At 54.0% G+C, this 24,126-nt stretch carries 1 protein-coding gene (only partly in view); it reads left to right on the plus strand.

The window, feature by feature from the left end:
* Positions 1-24,126 carry the 5' portion of a non-ribosomal peptide synthase/polyketide synthase gene (locus AC50X8_RS23870; RefSeq protein WP_494881912.1) on the plus strand. The gene runs 17,289 nt beyond the window's last position, so the window shows 24,126 of its 41,415 coding nt (coding positions 1-24,126); its start codon is at positions 1-3; its stop codon lies off the right edge, out of view.

Genomic DNA, 24,126 nt, shown 5'->3' on the forward strand with positions numbered 1-24,126 from the left:
ATGTCAATGAGTGAAACCAATTTGCAACTTCAAGAAAATGAAGGCGCTGTTTACGTGCTTACAGAAGCACAGCGAAGAATATGGTATATGGAGCTGCTGAATCCCCATACCACGGTAGCCACACTTAACAGCTTGCTTACCATCAAGGGGACGATACAAGAGAATTTGATTCTGGAAGTGCTGCAAACTCTTGCAATTCGTCATGAAGCTTTGCGCATGCAATTGCAGTATAGGGAGGGGGAGGAGCCTCTCAGCTATGTTGTGCTTTATAAACCATTTGACATTAATGTTGTGGATTTAAGAGAAAGTGAAGCTGAAGCATGGCGGGAAAACGTCGATTTTCTGTCGCGTCAGCCGTTCTCTCTTTTTGATTCCCCGTTATTTAAGTTCACCTTGCTTCGGACTGGAGAACAGGAAGCCAGATTGTTTTTGAGCATTCATCATATTATTGCCGACGGCTATTCGCTCAATTTGATAGGGAATGAAATCATTAGCGGCTATAAGGCCTTGCTTTGTCATGAGGAGCTTCCTATGGAACCGGCGCCTGCTTGTACGGGGCTGCTGCAAAGTGAGGAACAATATTTGCAATCTTCCCGCTTTCTGAAAGATAAAGCCTTCTGGGACGAAGAGTTCAGCACGCTTCCCCCAATTACACGGATTGATACTTCCCAAAGTGCGAGGCAGCTAGCGAGCAGTTCGGCAAGCTGTGTACATTATGAAATAGCTGCATCCGAAGGCGACGTTATCCATGCTTTCTGTGAGGAACAGCAAGTTTCCCCATTTAACTTGTTCGTGGCTGCTCTTTGTCTGTATTTGTCGCGAATTTGCGGAGATGAGGAGATCGTGCTCGGAACGATGTATGCCAATCGGACATCACGAGAACAGAAAGCGATGGTGGCGATGCTGGTCAGCACGACGCCTTTCCGTATGCGGCTGGATACTTCATGGTCGTTCGCGGATTTCCTGAAACAGGTGAAAGGCAAGCAAAGCGAACTGATTCGGCATCAGAAATACCCGTTTAACCGGATTGTACCTGAGCTTCGCAACCAATTTGGCTTTACTGATGCGCTGCTGCCTGTATTTTTCAATTACCATCCGATGGAGTGGGATGCGCTGCCCGCTGACGCACCTTTCCAATATGAGACGAAGCCGCTCGGAAATGATCATCAAGATAACGAATTGACGGTGCACATTCGCGAACATGTAAAAACAGGCGAAATGGCTATTCAAATCGATTATTTAACAGACCTGTTTGCACGCGAAGACATTGACCTTTTGATTCAACGCTTGCTGCATGTGATCAGAGAAGCCATATCTGATCCTTTGCAAGTGATAGGACGTTTTAACATTCTGCCTCCTTGGGAGCTGCAGGACGTACTGAGCTCGTACAGCTTTGGACAGCGAATTAAGCACCAACAAGAGCTTTTATTGCACGAAATGTTCGAGGCGCATGCTGCAAACACACCAGATCGTACCGCTGTTGCGGGATCTGACGGCTCGTCGCTGACCTACCGTCAATTGAATGAGCGAGCTAACAAGTTGGCGAGAACATTGGGTCAACAAGGCATACGCCAAGGGGAACCTGTGGCCATTTTGGGAACACGATCTCCGCTCATCGTGACCGCTGTTCTTGCTGTATTAAAAGCAGGCGGGGCTTTCGTTCCGCTGGATAATTCGCTGCCTGCTGAACGGCTGGCCTATATGGTGTCGGATAGTGAAGCACGTATCCTGCTTACGGCAGATGATGTCATTATGGCTATTCCTGATGACTGCCAAGTCATTGATTTGAGACAAGAGGCAAGCTATGCCGAGGATGGGGCCAATTTACTACATCATTGTTCTGCTGAACAGCTTGCGTATGTCATCTACACGTCTGGAACTACAGGCAGACCGAAGGGGGTTATGGTCGATCAACTCAGTTGGGCTGAAACAGCGAGGTCTTGGGGCCATGAATATAAACTGGAAGTTATGGAGGTAAGGCTCCTGCAATTGGCGAGCTTTTCTTTTGACGTATTTGCTGGCGATTTGGCCAGAGCATGGCTCAGTGGAGGGCTGCTTGTCTTATGTTCGGACGAGGATCGTCTCAGCTTGCCTCGTCTCCATGCCGCTATCGTCGAATACGGCATTACGCTGCTGGAATCAACGCCAGCATTGCTTGTACCGCTGATGGATTATATATATGAGAATGATTTAAGTACGGGGCAACTGCGTTTGTTAATTATGGGCTCTGACCGCTTTCCTGCGAAAGACTTTCAGAGGGTGCACGAGCGTTTCGGCTCTGCCATGCGCATTCTCAACAGTTATGGGGTAACGGAAGCATGTATTGATGCGTCCTATTATGAAGTGGGGATGGGGGGCATGCTGCCTCAGGAAGGAAGTATACCGATTGGTCGGCCGCTTCCTCATGTCAATCTTTACGTGCTAGGTCAGGGTGGTACCTTACAGCCCGTCGGCGTGCCAGGGGAGCTGTGCATTGGCGGAGCCAGCGTAGCTCGGGGCTACCTGAACAGGCCGGAACTGACGGCCGAGCGTTTCGCTCAAGATCCATTCGTTGAAGATGGGCGCATGTATCGCACAGGGGATCAGGCTTGCTGGCTGCCGGACGGAAATTTGCAGTTTCTCGGGCGCTTGGACGACCAGCTCAGTATTCGGGGCTACAGGGTCGAACCGGGCGAGATTGAAGCGCGTCTGCTAGAAATTGAATCCATCCGCGAGGCGGTTGTTGCTGTCATGCCAGATCGCCAGAGAGAGCTGGTGCTTTGCGCATATTACACAGCAGAAGCAGCGCTGGAAACGGCCGAACTGCGAGCATTTTTGTCTTCGATGCTGCCGGACTATATGGTGCCTGCTGCCTTTAAGAAGCTGGAGAAGCTGCCTTTGACAACAAACGGCAAAGTGGATCGCAGAGCTTTGCCTGCACTGGATGAAATAGTTTCCTCCAAATTATACATACGTCCAGTTACAGATGCGCAGCAGCGGATGGCTGTGTTATGGCAGGAGGTGCTGGGTCAAGAACGGATCGGGCTGGAAGACAATTTCTTTGATCTTGGAGGCCATTCGCTGAAAGCCATAACGCTGCTGACGCGCATCCATCAGGAATTTCAGATAGAGCTCGGCTTGCGGGACATTTTTCAGGCCGTTACGCTCAAAGATTTAACCGAGGCGGTCAGCTCAGCCACCGAATATATTTACGAGTCGCTTATGCCTGCGCCACATCAGCCGTATTACCCGCTGTCATCTGCGCAGAAACGGCTATTTATGCTGCAGCAATTGGATGCTTCGGGACTTAGCTACAATATGCCAGCTGTCTTGCATTTGGAAGGGCCGCTGGACAAGCAGCAGATGGAGGCAACATTGGGCGTCCTTATTGCTCGGCACGACGCTTTGCGCACTTCATTTACAGTTGTAGATGGAGAGCCTGTTCAGCATGTGCATCAGCAGGTTGTCTTCTCCCTTCCTTATGAGGAAGCAGAGGAAAAAGAGGCATACGAGCAAATTTCGACTTTCATCCGGCCGTTTGACCTTGGCATGGCTCCGCTGCTGCGGGCAAAGATTGTACGTATTGGGGAGCAACGGCATCTGCTCTTGTTTGATATGCATCATATTATCTCGGATGGTATTTCTGTGCAAATTTTGACCGAAGAGCTAGCTGCATCTTATGCCGGAGAAACGCTGGAGCCGTTACAGCTGCAATATAAAGACTACGCTGTATGGCAGCAAGCCTACAAGTACACACAAGATTACGCCAAGCAGGAAGCCTATTGGCTGGATCAGTTTGCCGGGGACGTGCCTGTGCTTCAGCTGCCGACCGACGATCCTCGCCCGGCAGTACGCAGTTTTAAAGGAAACCGAGTAGACGCCGAGCTTCGGGGCGAGCTTGCAGCAGCGGTCCGGGAGCTGGCTCGCAAGAACGGTGCCACCGTATACATGGTGCTGCTAGCAGCATACAGCGCGCTGTTGTCGCGAATCAGCGGGCAAGAGGAGATCGTTGTCGGAACGCCTGTTGCAGGGCGTCAGCACGCGGATCTGTCAGGCATGTTAGGTATGTTTGTCAACACCTTGGCGCTTCGCATGTACCCGGAAGGCGACAAAACGTTTGCCGCCTATCTGCGAGAAGTGAAGCAGACGGCATTGTCTGCGTTTGAGCATGGGAATTACCCGTTTGAGGAATTGGCCCAGCGCATTGTTCAGCAGCGTGATCTAAGTCGCAATCCGCTCTTTGACGCGATGCTCGTTGTGGAGCATGCGGATCACGAGGAGTTTAAGCTGGCCAATGTCCATGTTACTCCGTACGCATTGGATTATACGGCCGCCAAGTTTGATTTGACGCTCACCGTGACGGAGCGGGAGGAAAGCTTCTCATTGAGTTGGGAGTATGACTCCGCTTTGTTTGGACATCGTACGATAACACGCTGGAGCGATTGCTTCCATGAGCTGCTGGTTCAGGCTGCTCGCTCCCAGGATGCGAAGCTAGGGACATACGATATAGTAACGGGTCAGGAAAGAGAGCAACTGTTAGGCCAATTTGCCGGGACTAAGAAAAACTATGGCCCAGCAACCTCGGTGCTAACGTTATTTGAGCAGCAAGCTGTGGAAACTCCAGACCAACCGGCGGTCATTTTGGAAAAGGACGAGCTGAGCTACCGGCAACTCAATGAGTGGGCAGAGCAGCTCGGCGCTGAGCTGCGGAGGCAGGGAGTGGGAGCGAACACGATTGTCGCTGTTATGACTCATCGTTCGTTAGAAATGGCGGTAGGCATACTAGCGGTCTTGAAAGCAGAGGGTGCCTACCTTCCGATCGATCCTGAATTTCCGATCGATCGCATCCGGTATATGCTGGAGGACAGCCTCCCTCAAGTGCTGCTTACGTTCAGAACGTATGAGCCGCTCGTAGCGGAACTCCATCAGGACATTTCTGTTTTATATTTTGAGGACCACCCGCTACGGCAGATCCCAGTGAAGGCAGTAAAACGCTCGTTCGCTCTAGAACACTTGGCCTATGTCATCTACACATCGGGTACTACAGGGAAGTCTAAGGGCGTTATGATTGAACACGGCAGCTTGGCGAACACGATACAGTGGAAAAAACGCCACTATTCGTTTGGCCCGCAAGATAGAGCGTTGATGTTGAATCCTTTTATTTTTGATTCGTTTGTGACTCACTTTTTTGGGCCTATCGTCTCAGGGGCAGCCGTTGTTATTTTGAGTGATCAAGGCAGCAAAGATGCTTCAGCCATTCGCGAAGCGATCGTGAACCATCAAATTACCCATTTGCAAAGCCCTCCGAGCTTCTACTCTGCCATGCTGGAAAGCATGATGCATAAGGATTGGCGCTCGGTGCGAAGTGCGGTAGTAGCCGGCGAGGCGGTTGGCCTGCCTTTAATTCGTCGACTGAAGGCTATGAATCCCGATATGCAGCTGATGAATGAATACGGTCCAACCGAAAATACCGTCGTGACGACAGCAGTGGAACTAACGGAAGAGACGGCTGTAACCATTGGGCGCCCCGTACCGAATGCGCGGGTTTATATTTTGAATGCACAAGGCATGCTGAATCCGCTCGGTGTACCGGGCGAGCTTTGCATTGCCGGGGCCGGCTTGGCCCGGGGCTATATGAATCAACAGGAATTGACGGCATCCAAGTTTACGGCTGATCCTTTCGTGAAGGGCGAACGTATGTACCGAACAGGCGATTGGGGCCGGTGGTTGCCCGATGGCACGTTGGAGTATTTGGGACGAATGGATCATCAAGTGAAAATTCGGGGGAACCGGATTGAACTCGGCGACATTGAGGCGCATCTATTAACGCTTCCAGAAATGAATGAGGTAACCGTCACTGTGATCGAGGAATCAGAGGGCAACGCCAGTTTATGCGCTTATTTTGTAGCGGAGCGGGAATACGCAGTGAAGGAATTAAGACAGCTGCTTGGCTTGGCATTGCCGTCTTATATGATGCCGTCTTATTTTGTTCAAATACCGCAAATGCCGCTGACTGCCAATGGCAAATTGGACCGCCGAGCGCTTCCGCTTCCTGACAGCAGCAATCTGACCAAAGATGGCAGCTACTTGGCTCCGAGATCCGAGGCAGAACGAAAGATGATCGAAGTGTGGCAGGAAGTGCTGGGCGTACGTCCGATCGGGATTCGGGATGATTTCTTTGAACGAGGCGGGCATTCGTTAAAGGCCACGTTTGTAGTTGCTCGCATGCAAAAAGAGCTTCAGGCCGACGTTACGCTGCGGGATCTGTTCCAATACCCGACCGTTGAGTCGATGACAGAAGTGATCGCATCCAGGTCGATGAAAATATTCGATGCTCTGGAGCTAGCGACGCAGATGGACTATTATCCGCTTACGAGCGTGCAAAAAAGGCTATTCGTGCTGCAACAAATGGAAGGAGCAGAAGTCAGCTACAACATGCCCGCCGTTCTGCGGATGGAAGGCATGCTGGACCCATTACGCTTTGAGTCCTCCTTGCAGCAGCTCATTTTGCGTCATGACGCGTTGCGAACATCCTTTGCATTCATTGACAACGAGCCCGTACAGCAAGTGCATGAGCATGTGCAGATAGCCGCAGCCTACCGGGAGGCGGAACAGCAGCAGCTTGATGCCGTAATCGCGGAGTTTGTACGGCCATTCGATCTTGGACAGGCTCCTTTGCTTCGCGTGGAGGTTGTGCGCGTGGAAGCACAGCTGCACTATGTGCTGCTCGACATGAACCATATGATCTCTGACGGCGTGTCAATGAGCATTTTTGTAGAAGAATTTACGAAACTGTATGCTGGAGAAAAATTGGAACCGCTGCGGCTGCAGTACAAAGATTATGCCGTATGGCAGCAGAAATACGCCCAAAGTGCCGTGTATATGGAGCAAGAGGGCTACTGGCTCCAGCATTTGGGCGGAAAATTGCCTGTGCTGCATCTTCCTGCCGATTACACACGTCCGGTATTGCGCAGTTTTGCGGGGGACCGAGTCGATTTCAAGCTAGACAATGCGTTGTCGGAGGCGGTACAAAAGCTCGCGCTGGATAAAGGGGCCACTGTGTACATGGTGCTGCTGGCGGCGTACAGCACGTTCCTGTCGCGGCTGTCCAACCAGGATGAGATCATCATTGGTTCCCCTGTTGCTGGACGTCCGCATGCAGATTTGTCATCCATGATGGGGATGTTTGTTAATATGCTGCCTTTGCGTACATTCCCTTCAGGACCAAAGGGTTTTGCCCAATTTTTAGAGGAAATCAAGCAAACGACACTGGATGCTTTAGTGCATGGGGATTATCCTTTGGAGGATGTTGTAAATCAGGTTGTCAGAGAGCGGGATATGAGCCGCAATCCGTTGTTCGATGCCGTTTTTGTGCTGCAAAATACCGATTTGTTGCCCATTGCGCTACCTGACTTGAGCGTAGAATCGTATCCGTTTGCCGAAACATCGGCGAAGTTTGACCTCACGCTTCAGGTTAACGAGCATCAGGACGGCTACTACTGCTCCATGGAGTTTTCCACGGCATTGTTTGCTCGTGAAACGATAGAGCGCTGGTGCCGCTATTTTACGGACATGCTGCATCATGTAGTCGCTGAACCGGATACGCGGCTTGCCGAAGCGAGGTTGCTTCGTGAGCAAGAGCAACATGAACAGCTTATGGCCTATAGCGGGCTACCTGTGTCGCCTGTGATGCAAGTGTCTATTACAGAGCGTTTTCAAGAAATCGTCCATCATCATCCTGAACGACTGGCCGTTGTATGCGGCGAGCGGCAGCTTACGTACGAGGCGTTGCAGTGCCAGTCCTTAGCTGTAGCCGGGAAGCTATTTAGAAAAGGGCTGCTGCCTCAAGCGGCTGTTGGCATTTTGGCTGAGCGTTCCATCGAGTTTGTTGTTGCAGTCATGGGCATTTTGCAGGCGGGCGGCGCTTACGTACCTTTGGACCCGGAGGCTCCGGATGACCGTCACATGTATATATTGAACGATTGCGGTGCGGACTGCCTGATTGTTGTTGGCGATTTGCGCGTGTCGGAACGGTATGAGGGATCGGTAATCAGGCTTGATGCTGATATGCTTCTGGAGGAAGGTCTGGAGGACAACGGGGAATTGCGCACGATCCGTAAAACCCGCAGCGATGATCCTGCCTATATTATGTACACCTCTGGCACAACAGGCAGTCCAAAAGGCGTGCTGGTCACACACGGCAATGTCGTCAACCTGGTGACAGGAGGCGGGTATGTGCCGTTTCATAGCGATCATCGTTATGCGCAGACCGGCTCGGTCAGCTTTGATGCGGCAACATTTGAAATTTTTGGCGCGCTGCTTCATGGCGGAGCGCTGTACCCGGTAGAAAAAGACGTACTGCTGAGCGCGAGACGATTAGGACATTTTATTGCAGCAAACGGCATTACGGTCATGTTTTTGACAACATCGCTATTTCACCACTTGGCCAATGAGGATGCGGGAATGTTTGCTGGGCTTCAGCATTTGATCATGGGTGGAGAAATATTGCTGCCGAAGCCTGTTCACGCTGTTCAGAAGGCTAGCCCGTCCATCACGATATGGAACGGATACGGGCCGACGGAGAACACTACGTTTTCGACTGCTTTCCATCTCAGTGAGACGATCGGGATGACGAGCATTCCGATCGGACGGTCGATTGGCGGAACGACAGCCTACGTGCTGGGCGCTGGCGGTCAGATGCTTCCCGTTGGCGTACCGGGAGAGCTGCACCTCGGAGGTGCCGGTGTAGCCAAAGGCTACTGGAATCAGCCTGAGCTTACGAAGGAAAAATTCAAGTCTGATCCGTTTATTGAAGGTAAAACCATGTATGCAACAGGGGATTTGGCGCGCTGGCTGCCTGATGGCAACCTCGAATATATGGGCCGAATCGATCAGCAGGTCAAAATTCGGGGATACCGGATTGAACTGGGCGAAATTGAAGCGCATCTGCTGGTGCACGCCGATATTCGTCAAGCGTCAGTCGTCATTCGGAAAGATACACCTGGAAACGAAGTGCTTTGCGCTTATTATGTTAGCGACGGTATGTTAGATCCTTCAAAATTGAGATATATGATGAGCACAGCTCTGCCTGTATATATGGTTCCTGAGTATTACATTCGGCTTACGGAACTGCCGCTTACGAGAAATGGGAAGCTGGATCGATCGGCATTGCCTGCGCCTGCATACGATGCAGCGGCAACTGCGCCATATGTGGCTCCTCGTACAACGACGGAAGCTCAACTAGCGGCAATTTGGGGGGATGTATTGCAGACGTCGCAAGTGGGAGCGCGAGATAACTTTTTTGCACGGGGAGGGCACTCGCTAAGCGCGATGACGCTGGCCTCGCACATCCATCAAGTGATGAATGTGCGAGTGGAGATTCGTGACATATTCCGTTTTTCGACTCTTGAAGCGCTGGCGCTCAGAGTAGAACAGGGAGCGAAAGACCTGTTTGAAGGCTTGCAGCCTTCCGCTCCGCGTGACTACTATCCGCTGTCTTCCGCGCAAAAGCGGATGTACGTGCTGCACCAGCTTGAAGGTGCGGAAATGAGCTATAACATGCCTGCGGCCCTGCTATTCAATGGACGGGTGGAGTTTGCCCAACTGGAACGCGCTTTTAGGGAGCTTATCGCCCGCCACGAAGTGCTGCGGACCAGTTTTGAGATGCTTGATGGCGAGCCAGTTCAAAAAATTAGCGCAGAGGTTGATTTCAATTTGTCTTACCGGGAAGCGGGAGACAGACCAATAGAAGAAATGATTCGGGCGTTTATGCGTCCTTTCGATTTGGGCCTGGCTCCGCTGCTGCGCATTCAGTTGACGAAGCTGACCGATACGCAGCATCTGCTGCTGTTTGATATGCATCACATTATCTCCGATGGGACTTCAATAAGTCTTTTCATCGAGGAGATGACAAGGCTGTACGCTGGCAAACGTTTAGAGCCGTTATCCCTTCATTACAAGGATTATGCGGTATGGCTTGCAGCTAACAAACACTCGGAAACGTATGTCAAGCAAAAAGAATATTGGGTGCAGCAGCTTGGCGGTGATGTCCCGATTCTTCATTTGCCGTCGGATTTCCCCCGTCCAGCTATAAAAAGCTTTGCGGGAAGTCGGCTGGATTTTGTCATAGATGCAAAATTGAGCACCCATGTAAAACAACTGGCGCAAGACACAGGGACTACTTTATTTATGGTATTGCTTGCTGCTTACAACGTGTTCCTAGCGAAAATTTCAGGTCAAGATGACATTATCGTGGGCACGCCGATTGCCGGTCGTCCTCATGTCGACCTGTCCGATATGATGGGGATGTTCGTGAACACGTTAGCGATTAGATCAATGCCGTCTGTAGACAAAACATTCAGGGACTACTTGGAGGAAATCAAGCAAATTTCTTTGGCGGCGTTTGAACATGCGGACTACCCGTTTGAGGAAATTGTCGATCAAGTCGTTCAACACCGGGATGTGAGCCGGAATCCGGTCTTTGATGCGATGTTCGCTCTGCAAAATATGAAACGATCTGTTCTGCATATGTCAGATGTCGAGATCATTCCTGTCCCGATGGAAAACCCGACGGCAAAATTTGATTTGTCTTTGTTTGTCAACGAGTCCGCAGATGAGTTGCACGGCAGCTTGGAGTATGCAACATCGCTGTTTGAGGCGAGTACCATTGAACGTTGGAAAGATCATTTTATCGCATTGCTTCGGCATACCGTGGCTGAGCCGGACGTCATGCTCGGCAAGGCGAACTTGCTTAATGAACAAGATTTGATGACTCTGCATCGGTGGATGGACGGGCCTGTGAAGAAGCTCGAAGACACAAATGTGCATCAGTTATTCCATAAGCAGGCGGAGAAAACACCGGAAGCGGCTGCGCTCGTATTTGGCGATACCATGCTTACTTACGGGGAACTTGACCGTTTATCGGATCAAATGGCTGCTGCTCTGCGACAAGAGCAGATCGGAGACGGAAGCATTGTAGGGCTAATGGCTCAGCGTTCTCCCAAAATGATTATCGGTTTGCTTGGCATTTTGAAAACGGGAGCGGCCTTCCTTCCGCTTGATCCTTCCTACCCTGAGGAACGAATTTCGTTCATACTGGAAGATTCTAAAGTCTCTTGCCTACTGGTGGATTCGGATTCCGCCCAAACGCATGATCGCCTTGTCCATCGCAGCAAAACGAGAATCATCGAGCAGCTTCTTGCGACAATAAGCTTCAGCGATACAATTGAGGTTTCACATGAGCAGCTTCAAAGTCCGGCAGCGACCGAAAGCAGCCGGTTGCTCTACGTCATCTATACATCGGGTACGACAGGCAATCCGAAAGGTGTCATGCTTGAACACGGCAACCTCATCAACTTGATTATGCATCAATATGAGCATACTTATATTCCGTTTGACAAGGATGTGTTGCAGTATGCTTCGTATAGCTTTGATGTGAGCTATCAAGAAATTTTCTCGACTTTGCTTGCCGGAGGAACGCTGCACTTGATCGAGGAGGAGATGCGCCAAAATGCAACTGCGCTTTTCCGTTATGTGGAGGATCGAGGCATTCAGACCTTGCTTCTGCCTTCGTCGTTTGTCAAATTCGTCTGGAACGATCCGACTTATGAATCGGTATGGCCGAAGTGCGTGAAGCATTTGATTACAGCGGGAGAGGCGCTAATTGTTGGTCATACACTACAGCAATTTTTGCGAGAGCAGGGCGTAACGCTGCACAATCATTACGGTCCTTCCGAGACGCATGTGGCTACGACGTATACGATAATACCGAAAGAGCCGATGGTTGCGCTGCCTCCGATTGGTAGACCGATTAGCAATTCGTCTGTTTATATTGTCGATTCTCTGGGGCAGCTGCAACCGATCAACGTAGCTGGCGAGCTGTATATTGGGGGAGCTTGTGTCGGCAGAGGTTACCTGCATCAGCCTGATTTGACAAGTGAGAAGTTCCTTTCTAATCCCTGGTCACCCGGAACCCGGATGTACCGAACGGGGGATAAGGCCCGCTGGTTGGCCGACGGAAGCATTGAGTATTTAGGCCGTATCGACCATCAGGTTAAAATTAGAGGATACCGAATCGAACCGGGCGAGATCGAAACCAAGCTGCTGGAGTTGGACGGGATTCGAGAGGCAGCTGTAATTGCACTGCAAGATGAACGCGGCAGCAATGAGCTGTGCGCTTATGTGGCAGGGGAGCGTGAATATACCTTTGCTGAGCTGCGTGCAGCGCTTAGAACGATCTTGCCGGAATATATGATACCGGCCTATTTCGTGCAGCTTGCAGAGCTGCCGGTTACGCGTAACGGCAAAATTGACCTTAGAGCGCTGCCGAAGCCGACGGAAAGATTGGCGGAAGGCGATTACGTCTCGCCACGGACGCAAGTAGAAACAAAGCTGGCTCTGCTGTGGCAGGAGGTGCTGGGGCTTGAGCGCGTCGGCATTCGCGACAACTTCTTCGAGCTTGGCGGCCATTCGCTCCGAGCGATGACGCTCGTATCGCGCATTCATCAGGTATTGGAGACCGAGGTTCCCCTGCGGCAGTTATTCCTTTCGCCTACGGTCGAAGGCCTGGCGGCTGTACTAGAAACAGCCGACGAGCGCGAATTTGAAGCGCTGGTGCCTGTGAAGGCTCAGGAGGCGTATCCGCTGTCCTCAGCGCAAAAGCGCCTGTACATTTTACAGCAGTTAGAGGGAGCGGAGCTTAGTTATAACATGCCAGCCGCTCTGCGTCTGTCGGGACCGCTGGATCGTCAGCGGCTGGAAAGGGCGCTGCAAGCGCTGGTGGCCCGCCACGAATCGCTGCGGACAGGATTTGCAGTAGTTGACGGGGAGCCGATGCAGCGTATTGTGGCGTCTGCCGTGTTCTCGGTAACTTACGAGGAGGCGACGGAGGAGGAAGCACAGGAGCGCGTTCGGACCTTCCTTCGTCCGTTCGACCTCAGCGAAGCGCCGCTGCTGCGGACGACGGTGGTGCGCGTAGGCGAAGCGAATCATTTGCTGCTGTTCGACATGCATCATATTATTTCCGATGGCACGTCGATGAGTATATTTATCCAGGAGTTTACGAAGCTGTATGGAGGAGAAGAACTGGAGCCGCTGCGTTTGCAGTATAAAGATTATGCGGTGTGGCAGCAAAGCTACCGGGAAAGCGCGTCTTATCGGGAGATGGAGCGCTACTGGCTGAAGCAGTTCGCCGGGGAGCTGCCAGTGCTGAGCCTGCCGCTCGATTATCCGCTTCCGGCGGTGCGGAGCTTCGAGGGAGCACGCGTAGAATTCGAGCTGGACAGCGAGCTGTCAGCAGCGCTGCGGGAGCTGGCCCGGTCAAGCGGGGCGACGGTGTATATGGTGCTGCTGGCGGCGTACAGCGCGTTGCTTGGCCGGTTAAGCGGCCAGGAGGAGCTGATCGTCGGCACGCCGATTGCGGGACGTTCGCATGCTGACATGCAGGGCATGCTGGGGATGTTCGTGAACACGCTGGCGCTGCGGGTAAGCCCGTCGGGTGAAAAAACGTTCTCCGCCTACTTGCAGGAAGTGAAGCAGACGGCGCTAAGCGCCTTCGAACACGGGGACTATCCGTTCGAGGAGCTGGTGGAGCAGGTAGTCAGGCAGCGGGATTTGAGCCGCAATCCGCTTTTTGATGCGATGCTGGTGTTGCAAAACACGGAGCAATCGGAGCTGGAGCTGGCGGATCTGCAATGGACGCCGTATCCAATAGAAAGCGGAGCGGCGAAATTCGATTTGACGCTGTCGGTGAATGAAGAGGAGCAGGGCATGCGTTGCACGCTGGAATATGCGGTGAAGCTGTTTGAGCAGGCCACGATAGAGCGCTGGGTGGGTCATTTTACGGAGCTGCTGCGCCGAGTGACTCGCGATTCGCATACAACGCTTGGAAACATGGACTTGCTGATGGCAGGGCAGCGTGAGCAGCTCTTGGTGCACTTTAACGCTACGGAGCTGGAGCTCCCTGAAAACGCGACGGTGCATGGGCTGTTCGAGCAGCAGGCTGCCCGAACGCCGGGGCATCCGGCGTTGGTGAGTGGACTGGCCGTCTGGACGTACGGCGAGCTGGACGGTCAAGCGAACCGCATCGCGGGCTGGCTGCGCGCGCATGGCGTGAGCAGCGAAGACCGCGTCGGTGTGCTGCTATCCCGTTCGCCTTGGCTGATCGCCGGTCTGCTGGGGATTATGAAAGCCGGTGCGGCCTATGTGCCACTGGATCCGGCGCTACCAGCCGGGCGCATCGAAGGGATGATCCGAGATGCCGGAATCCGCATTCTCTTAAGCGAAGAAGCCCAGCGGGAAACGGTGGCGGGCTGGGTAGAAACCCCGCTGCGTCAGGTGCTGTGTCTGGAGGAGCAGGGCTCAGATGGACAGCAGGAGGAGCAAGCTTCGCAGGTGAGGTTTGCCTCCGTGGAGGAACTGAAAGCTTATTCCTCGGCATCAACGAAGGTGGAGACCCGCGCTGAAGGCAGCGCGTATGTGATCTACACCTCGGGGACGACCGGCACGCCGAAAGGCGTGGTGGTGGAGCATCGAAACGTCGTCAACTTTATGACGGGGATGGTGGAAGCTCTGCCCTTTGCGCCATCTGCCACGATGCTCAGCGTGACGACGGTGTCCTTCGACATCTTCGTGACCGAAAGCTGGGTACCGCTGAGCTGCGGCATGCAGGTTCTGCTGGCGAGCGAGGCAGAGCAGCAGGACCCTGCACAGCTGGCTGCGCTGCTTACGAAGCATCCAGCCCAGGTGATGCAGACGACGCCTTCCCGGCTGGTGATGCTGCTGGAGGATGCGCGCAGTGCAGCTGCGCTGCGCCCTATGCAGGCGCTGTTGATTGGCGGGGAGCCATTCCCTGCCCCGCTGGAAAGACAATTGCGGAGTCAAACGGAGGCGGAGCTGTACAATATGTACGGCCCGACAGAAACGACGGTTTGGTCGACGTTTGAACACCTGAGAGAAGCGGGCGAAGGAGGAAAAATGAGCATCGGCCGTCCGCTGTCCAATACGCAGGTGTATGTGCTGAACGAGGCGCTGCAGGTGCAGCCGATCGGAGCGGTGGGAGAGCTGTGCATCGGAGGAGCAGGCGTAGCCCGTGGCTACTGGGCACGCGAGGAACTGACGAACGAGCGGTTTGTCGCGCATCCGTTTGCCCCAGGCGAGCGGATGTACCGGACTGGCGATTTAGCCAGATGGCTGCCGGATGGTCGTCTGGAGCATTTGGGCCGGATGGACCATCAGGTGAAGATACGGGGTTACCGGATCGAGCTGGGCGAGGTGGAAGCGCATCTGCTGCAAATCGAAGGGGTAAAAGAAGCGGTGGTGACGGTGATCGCTGGAGAAAGGGAGACGGACGCAGCGGAATTGTGCGCGTATGTGACCGGCAGCAGCGAGCTGGGAACGAAGGAAATGCGCAGCAAGCTGGCAGAGGGACTTCCCTCGTATATGCTCCCTTCATATTTCATATCCCTGCCCGAGATGCCGCTAACGCCTAACGGAAAGCTGGATCGCAAGGCACTGCCGAAGCCGGAAGTTGGGGCGCAGAGCGAGGCGGCGTATGTAGCGCCGCGGACACCAGTCGAAGCGGAAATCGCGCGGCTGTGGCAGGAGGTGCTGGGACTTGAGCGTGTTGGTATTCGCGACAACTTCTTTGCGCTTGGCGGCCATTCCCTCCGGGCGATGACGCTTGTATCGCGTATGCATCAAGCATTGGAGACCGAGGTGCCGTTAAGAGAGGTGTTTCTTTATCCGACCGTTGAAGAGCTGGCAGTGGTGATTAGCCGACGGGAACAGAAGGCGTATGCCGCCATTCCACGTGTGGAAGCCAGAGACTACTATCCGCTGTCCTCAGCGCAAAAACGGATGTACATTTTACAGCAGCTTGAAGAAGCGGGTAAAAGCTACAATATGCCCGGGATGCTGATGCTGGAAGGGGCGCTGAACCGAGCGCGTTTTGAAGCGTCGTTCCGGCTCTTGATTGCCCGCCACGAAACGCTGCGTACCGATTTTGAGCTGGTGCAGGGCGAACCGATGCAGCGGGTAAAGGAAGCGGTTGACTTTGAGGTTGCCTATGTAGAGGCAAGCATGGAGGAGGTCGAAGCCCGAGTGCGCGATTTCGTGCAGCCGTTCGACCTCAGCGAAGCGCCGCTGCTGCGGGTGGAATTAATCGAATGGGCGGAAGAGCGCTATGTGCTGCTGCTGGATATGCATCACATCATTTCTGATGGGGCGTCGATGGATATTTTGGTGGAGGAATTCGCCCGTCTATATCGGGAGGAGAAGCTGCCTGAGCTGCGGATTCAGTACAAGGATTATGCGGTTTGGCAGCAGTCTGAAGCCTATAAAGAGCAAATGAAGCAGCATGAAGCTTACTGGCTGAAAGCATTGGATGGAGAATTGCCCGTGCTGGAGCTGCCGACGGACGCAGCACGTCCTGCGATAAGACAGTCCGATGGAGCCGCGTTTGACTTTGAGCTCGATTCGCATCAGAGGGATGCGCTGCACGAGCTTGCTGCTCAGCATGGATCTACGCTTTATATGGTGCTGTTAGCGGCGTATACGATTTTGCTGCATAAATACTCCGGGCAAGAAGACATTATCGTCGGTACGCCGATTGCAAGCAGAACGCATCCGGACGTAGAGCCGCTAATTGGAATGTTCGTCAATACCCTTGCGATCCGCACATATCCGCACGGCAGCATGCCATTTTTAAGCTATTTGCAGGAAATGAAGGAAACGGCGCTCGGAGCGTACGAGCATCAGGACTACTTGTTTGAACAATTGGTAGAAAACGTGCAGGTTAATCGTGATTTAAGCCGCAATCCAGTGTTTGATGCCATGTTTGTCCTGCAAAATACAGAAAACACAGGCATTCGTATAGAAGGGCTTGAACTAAAGCCATATCAGAGCGAATACGCAATAGCTAAATTCGACCTAGTTCTGGATGTTCGGGAAGAAAGCGACGGACTATCATGCAGCCTACAGTACGCAACAGCTTTGTTCAATAGGGAAACGGCGCAGCGGATGGCGAAGCATTTTGCTCATTTGGTAGACAGCATTATTGAAGCACCTGAGGCAGAGATTTCTGATCTGAGCATGCTGAGCAGCATAGAGCTTTCACAGATTTTGCACGCTTTCAACGATACAACAGCGGAGTATCAGCGGGAGAAGACAATTCAGCAGCTGTTTGAGGAGCAGGCGCAGCAAAATCCGAACGCTGTAGCCGTTCGGTTTGAGCAGGAGCAGCTGACGTATCGGGCGTTGAACGAACGAGCCAATCGCTTGGCCCGAACACTGAGGGCTGCAGGTGTGAAGCCTGATCAATTGGTGGGCATTATGGCCGAGCGCTCGCTGGATATGGTCGTTGGCTTGATGGCGATTTTAAAAGCAGGGGGCGCATATGTGCCGATTGATCCGGACTATCCACAGGAACGAATCAGCTACATGCTGGAAGACTCTGGGACGCAGGTACTGTTGGTTCAGGAGCAGAGGCAGCAGCAAGCTGTGTTTGAAGGCACAGTCATTTTGCTGGATCACGAGCAGTCTTATCATGAAGATAGGGCCAATCTAGAATCCGTCAATGCGCCGAGCGATGCGGCCTACGTCATCTACACATCGGGGACGACAGGCAAGCCGAAAGGAACCTTGATCGAGCATAAAAATGTTGTGCGACTGCTGTTCAACAGCAAAAACTTGTTTGATTTCGGCCCGTCGGATACGTGGACGCTGTTCCACTCGTTCTGCTTTGACTTCTCGGTATGGGAGATGTATGGGGCTTTGCTGTACGGAGGAAAATTGGTCATCGTGCCGTCGCTGGCGGCAAAAAATCCGGCGCAGTTTCTGCGATTGCTGGCTGAGCAGCAAGTGACGATTTTGAACCAGACACCAACCTATTTCTACCAATTGCTGCGTGAAGCGCTGGCAGAGGAAGCGCCGATGCTGAGCGTGCGCAAGGTCATTTTTGGCGGTGAGGCACTAAGCCCGCAACTGTTAAAAAACTGGAGGGCGAAATATCCAGCGACGCAGCTGATCAATATGTACGGCATTACGGAAACGACGGTACATGTCACGTACAAAGAGATTACCGAGGTAGAGATTGAGCAGGCGAAAAGCAATATCGGCCGTCCGATTCCTACGCTAAAAGTATACGTGCTGGATGCAAAGCGCAATTGCGTGCCTGTCGGTGTGATTGGGGAAATGTATGTAGCTGGCGAAGGGCTGGCGCGTCTGTACTTGAACCGTCCTGATTTGACAAGTGAGAAGTTTGTGGACAATCCTTTTGATGCTGGCGCAAAAATGTACCGTTCCGGGGATTTGGCCAGATGGCAGCCAGATGGCAGCATCGAGTATTTGGGCCGAATCGATCATCAAGTGAAAATTCGCGGGTACCGCATTGAGCTTGGCGAAATCGAAACGCAGCTGACCAAGGTGGAAGCAGTGCAGGAGGCAATCGTTCTCGCCCGCGAGGATGGAGGCGGAGAGAAGCATCTTTGCGCGTATTTTGTAGCGGATCAGCCGTTTGCGGTAAACGAGATAAGAAGCCTGCTATCGCAAGAGCTGCCGGGCTACATGATTCCGTCGTACTTTGTGCAGATGGATCGGATGCCGCTGACATCGAACGGAAAAATCGACCGCAAAGCGCTGCCAGCGCCTGAAGGCAGTTTGCAAACAGGAGAGGAGCATGTCGCGCCGCGCACGTCGCAGGAAGCGCAGCTTGCGGAAATTTGGCGGGAAGTGCTCAGGCTGGAGCGGGTTGGTGTAAAGGACAATTTCTTCGAGCTTGGCGGCCACTCTTTAAGGGCAGCAACGCTGGTAAGCATGGTGCGTAAAGCGATGAATGTGGACCTCCCGCTGCGGGATGTGTTCCACTTCGCTACCATTGAACAGATGGCGTATGCGATTGGTAAGCTGGAACAAGCTTCTTACAGCTTCATTCCTTCAATTATTGAAGAAAACGAATTTTATCCGCTGTCCTCAGCGCAAAAACGCCTGTACGTGCTACAGCAGCTGGAGGGAGCGGAGCTTAGTTACAACATGCCAGTCGCTCTGCGTCTGTCAGGACCGCTGGATCGTCAGCGGCTGGAAAGGGCGCTGCAAGCGCTGGTGGCCCGCCACGAATCGCTGCGGACAGAGTTTGCAGTAGTTGACGGGGAGCCGATGCAGCGTATTGTGGCGTCTGCCGTGTTCTCGGTAACTTACGAGGAGGCGACGGAGGAGGAAGCACAGGAGCGCGTTCGGACCTTCCTTCGTCCGTTCGACCTCAGCGAAGCGCCGCTGCTGCGGACGACGGTGGTGCGCGTAGGCGAAGCGAATCATTTGCTGTTGTTCGATATGCATCATATTATTTCCGACGGCACGTCGATGAGTATATTTGTGCAGGAGTTTACGAAGCTGTATGGAGGAGAAGAACTGAAGCCGCTGCGTTTGCAGTATAAAGATTATGCAGTCTGGCAGCAAAGCTGCCGGGAAAGCGCGTCTTATCGGGAGATGGAGCGCTACTGGCTGAAGCAGTTCGCCGGGGAGCTGCCGGTGCTGAGCCTGCCGCTCGATTATCCGCTTCCGGCGGTGCGCAGCTTCGAGGGAGCACGCGTAGAATTCGAGCTGGACAGCGAGCTGTCAGGAGCGCTGCGGGAGCTGGCCCGTACGAGCGGGGCGACGGTGTATATGGTGCTGCTGGCAGCGTACAGCGCGTTGCTTGGCCGGTTAAGCGGTCAGGAGGAGCTGATCGTTGGCACGCCGATTGCGGGACGTTCGCATGCTGACTTGCAGGGCATGCTAGGGATGTTCGTGAACACACTGGCGCTGCGGCTGAGCCCGTCGGGTGAAAAACCATTCTCTGCCTACTTGCAGGAAGTGAAGCAGACGGCGCTAAGCGCCTTCGAACATGGGGACTATCCGTTCGAGGAGCTGGTGGAGCAGGTAGTCAGGCAGCGGGATTTGAGCCGGAATCCGCTTTTTGATGCGATGCTGGTGTTGCAAAACACGGAGCAGTCGGAGCTGGAGCTGGCGGATCTGCAATGGACGCCGTACCCGATAGAAAGCGGAGCGGCGAAATTCGATCTGACGCTGTCGGTGAGTGAAGAGGAGCAGGGCATGCGTTGCACGCTGGAATACGCGGTGAAGCTGTTCGAGCAGGCCACAATAGAGCGCTGGGTGGGTCATTTTACGGAGCTGCTGCGTCAAGTGACCCGCGATTCGCATACAACGCTGGGAAGCATGGACTTGCTGACGGCAGGGCAGCGGGAGCAGTTGCTGGTGGACTTTAACGATACAGGGGCAGAAGTGCTGCTAGAGCAGCGGGCGACGCTGCATGCGCTGTTTGAGGAGCAAGCGGCGAAGACGCCGGAACGTGTCGCCGTCGTTTGCGGGGAGGAGGCCTTGACCTACCAAGAGCTGAACGAACGCAGCAGCAGTGTGGCGTTTAATTTGCAGAAGCGCGGCGTGGCGCCAGCAGATGTTGTTGCCATCATGCCTACGCGTTCCGTGGAACTGATCGTTGGCATCCTAGGCATTTTGAAAACGGGCGCTGCTTATGTGCCGATTGATCCCGACTATCCGACAGAACGGATTCATTTCATGCTGGAGGACAGCAGGGCTCGTTTTTGCCTGACGCATCAAGCACATGTTCATCAAGTTAAACAATCAGCAGTGGAGGTTCTTCTACTAGACGGGTTAGAAAAACTAGAGGAGCATTCCGAACAGCCTTTACCTGCAATCCTTCCGACAGATGTAGCTTACATCATTTATACGTCCGGTTCGACCGGCAGGCCGAAAGGCGTTATGATCGAACACCGCTCTGTCGTTCATTTGTGCAGATGGCATCAGGCCTATTTTGATATGAGTGCAACAGATCGGACAACCCAATATGCAGGTATTGGTTTTGATGCAGCGGTGTGGGAAATATTCCCTTCCCTTACGATAGGAGCCGCCGTGCATATCGTACCGGAAGATTTGCGTCTGGACCCTGTCGCCTTAAATGCCTATTTTGAGGAAAAAAACATAACGGTCAGCTTCTTGCCGACACAGGTGTGCGAACAGTTTATAACGCTGGAAAATCGTTCTCTGCGCGTTTTGTTGACGGGCGGGGATCGTTTGAAGAAAATCAGTCATACTAGGTATGCTTTATACAACAACTATGGACCTACAGAAGGTACAGTGCTTGCTACATCGGCCCGAGTGGATGCATCCCTTCCTGTCATACCGATCGGGAAGCCTATTTCTAACACCCGAGTGTATGTACTTACCCAGGAGAACGGCTTGCAGCCTGTCGGTGCTGTTGGTGAACTGTGCATAAGCGGAGTCGGTCTAGCCCGAGGGTATTGGGATAGAGCGGATCTGACTTTGGAAAAATTTGTGACGAACCCGTTTGAGCCAGGGGAGCGAATGTACCGTACGGGGGACTTGGTTCGCTGGCAGGCGGATGGTTCCTTGACGTATGTGGGACGAAGGGATGAACAGGTGAAAATTCGCGGTTACCGCATCGAGCTCAGCGAGATTGAGGCGGTGCTGCTTCGGGGGACAGGGGTTCGCGAGGTCATCGTGCAGGCGCTGCCGGATGCGGGGGGCAGCCATCAGCTGTGCGCCTACATCGTAGGCAGCGAGCTGGAGATTCCGAGGCTGCGCAGCTTGCTGTCGGCTTCCTTGCCCGCCTATATGGTGCCGGCCTCCTTTGTACAGCTGGAGAGCCTGCCGCTCACGGCCAACGGCAAAGTGGACCGTCAGGCGCTGCCGATGCCGGAGGCTCAGGCTTCGCACCTCCCGTATGCTCCGCCTCGCACAGCGATGGAGCACGCGCTGGTGACGGTATGGCAGCAGGTGCTCGGCGTGCCGGAGGTGAGCATCCATGACCATTTCTTTAATCTGGGCGGCGACTCGATCAAAGCGATTCAAGTCGCTTCCCGGCTGCTGCAGGTCGGGTACAAGCTGGAAATGAAGACGTTATTCCGCTATCCGGTGGTGGCGCAGCTAGGCACCCATCTGACGGCGGTTACCCGCACGGCGGAACAAGGAGAAGTACACGGGGCGGTGCCGCTGACGCCGATTCAGCACTGGCTGGTGGAACGCGATCCCGTCGACCTGCATCATTTCAATCAGGCGGTCATGCTGTATCGGGAAGAGCGATTTGACCGCGTGGCGCTGAGCGTGGCGATGCAGCACCTCGCCACGCATCATGACGCGCTGCGGATGACGCTGACGCAGGCCGAGGACGGCAGCTATGTCGCTTGGAACCGGAAGGTGGCGGACGGTGAGCTTTACAGGTTGGACGTTTTCGATTTCCGGGGTGAGCCCGGATGGAGCGAAAAGGTCGAAGCCGCTGCCGCTGAGCTGCAAGGCAGCATTTCGCTAGCGACCGGCCCGCTCATGCGGCTGGGCTTGTTCCAATGTGGGGATGGGGATCATTTGCTCATCGTCATTCATCACTGGGTCGTGGACGGGATATCTTGGCGAATTCTGTTTGAAGATTTTTCCACTGCGTACGAGCAAGCAGTACAAGGGGAAGACATCCGGTTGCCACAGAAAACGGACGCATTCCAGACATGGGCGCAGCAATGGAGCGCTTATGCAGGAAGTCCGGCAATGGAGGCGCAGCGTGCGTACTGGAAACGGATTGTAGAGATGGCGGTTCCGCCGCTGCCCAAGGATTACGACTCAGTAGCTTTAGGAGCTTTAGGAGCTTTAGGAGCTTTAGGAGCTTTAGGAGCTTTAGGAGCTTTAGGAGCTTTAGGAGCTTCAGAAACCCCAGTAGCCTCAGGAGCTTTAGGAGCTTCAACGCTAGCAACTAGCAAAACGCTGGCCGTGGAGTGGTCGCAAGTCCAGACGCAGCAACTGCTGAAAGAAGCGCACCGAGCTTACGGAACGGAGATCAATGATTTGCTGCTCACTGCCCTGGCGATGGCGGTTCAGGCGTGGAGCGGTATGGGGCGTGTGGGGATCATGCTGGAAGGGCATGGAAGGGAAACGATTCTTACGGATGTGGATGTCAGCCGGACGGTCGGCTGGTTCACGAGCGCGTACCCGGTGGTGCTGGAGATGAAGCCAGAGATGACCTTGTCGCAGCAGATCAAGCGAGTGAAGGAAACGCTGCGAGCGATCCCGGACAAAGGGGTTGGCTACGGCCTTCTGCGGTATGGGTCCAAGCAGGTGGAAGGGGAAGACTGGTCGTGTGACCCCGACATTTCCTTCAATTACTTGGGCCAGTTTGATCAGGATTTGGAGCGCAGCGCGCTTGAGCTATCCCAGCTCTCCTCGGGAGAGGCGATCAGCAGTAGAAGGCAACGAGCCGCGGTGTTGGAATGCAACGGGATGATCGCGGAGGGAACGTTGCGCCTGACCGTTAGCTACAGCGCTGCGCAGTACCGTCCAGCGACGGTGGAGCAATTCGCGCAGCGGTTGAAGCAGAGTTTGGAGGCGGTGATCGCGCATTGTATGGCGCAGGAGCGGACGGAGCTGACGCCAAGCGATGTGGGGCTGCCTGATCTGACACAGGAAGAGCTGGATGCGTTGGTGCAGCGGAGCGCCGCCATCGGGGAGCTGGAGGAGGTGTATGCGCTGACGCCGACGCAGCAGGGCATGTTGTTCCACAGCCGTCTGGAACCGCAAGCGGGGGCTTATGTGAACCAGATGCAGCTAACGCTGCAAGGGGAATTGGATGTGGCAGCGTTTGAGCGAAGCTGGCAAACGATCATTCAGCGGCATGCGGTGCTGCGGACGAGCATCGACAGCGGGTGGAGAAAAGAGCCGCTACAAGTCGTGTACCGCCACCGGCCGTTTCAGCTCGCGTATGCCGATCTGTCGCTGAAACCCGCCAGCGAGCAGGAAGCTGGCGTGGCGCAGTGGCGGACGGCGGATCGGAGGCAGGGCTTTGATGTGGAAGCGGAGAGCCTGATGCGAGTGGCGGTGTTCCGCACAGGGAAGCATACGCACGAGCTGGTCTGGAGCTTCCATCATATTGTGATGGACGGCTGGTGTTTGCCGCTCGTGATGGAGGAAGTACTGCGCACCTACAGCGCCTACAGTATGTCGGGTAGCGAAGAGGAGCAGCAGGAGCAGGAGCAGCCAAAAGGTCCGGCGTACAGCGCCTATATCCGCTGGCTGTCGGAGCAGGACGAGGCGTCGGCGCTGCGCTACTGGAAGGAACGACTGTCGGGCTGTGAA

This window comes from Paenibacillus sp. JT22N15 (assembly GCF_059383755.1).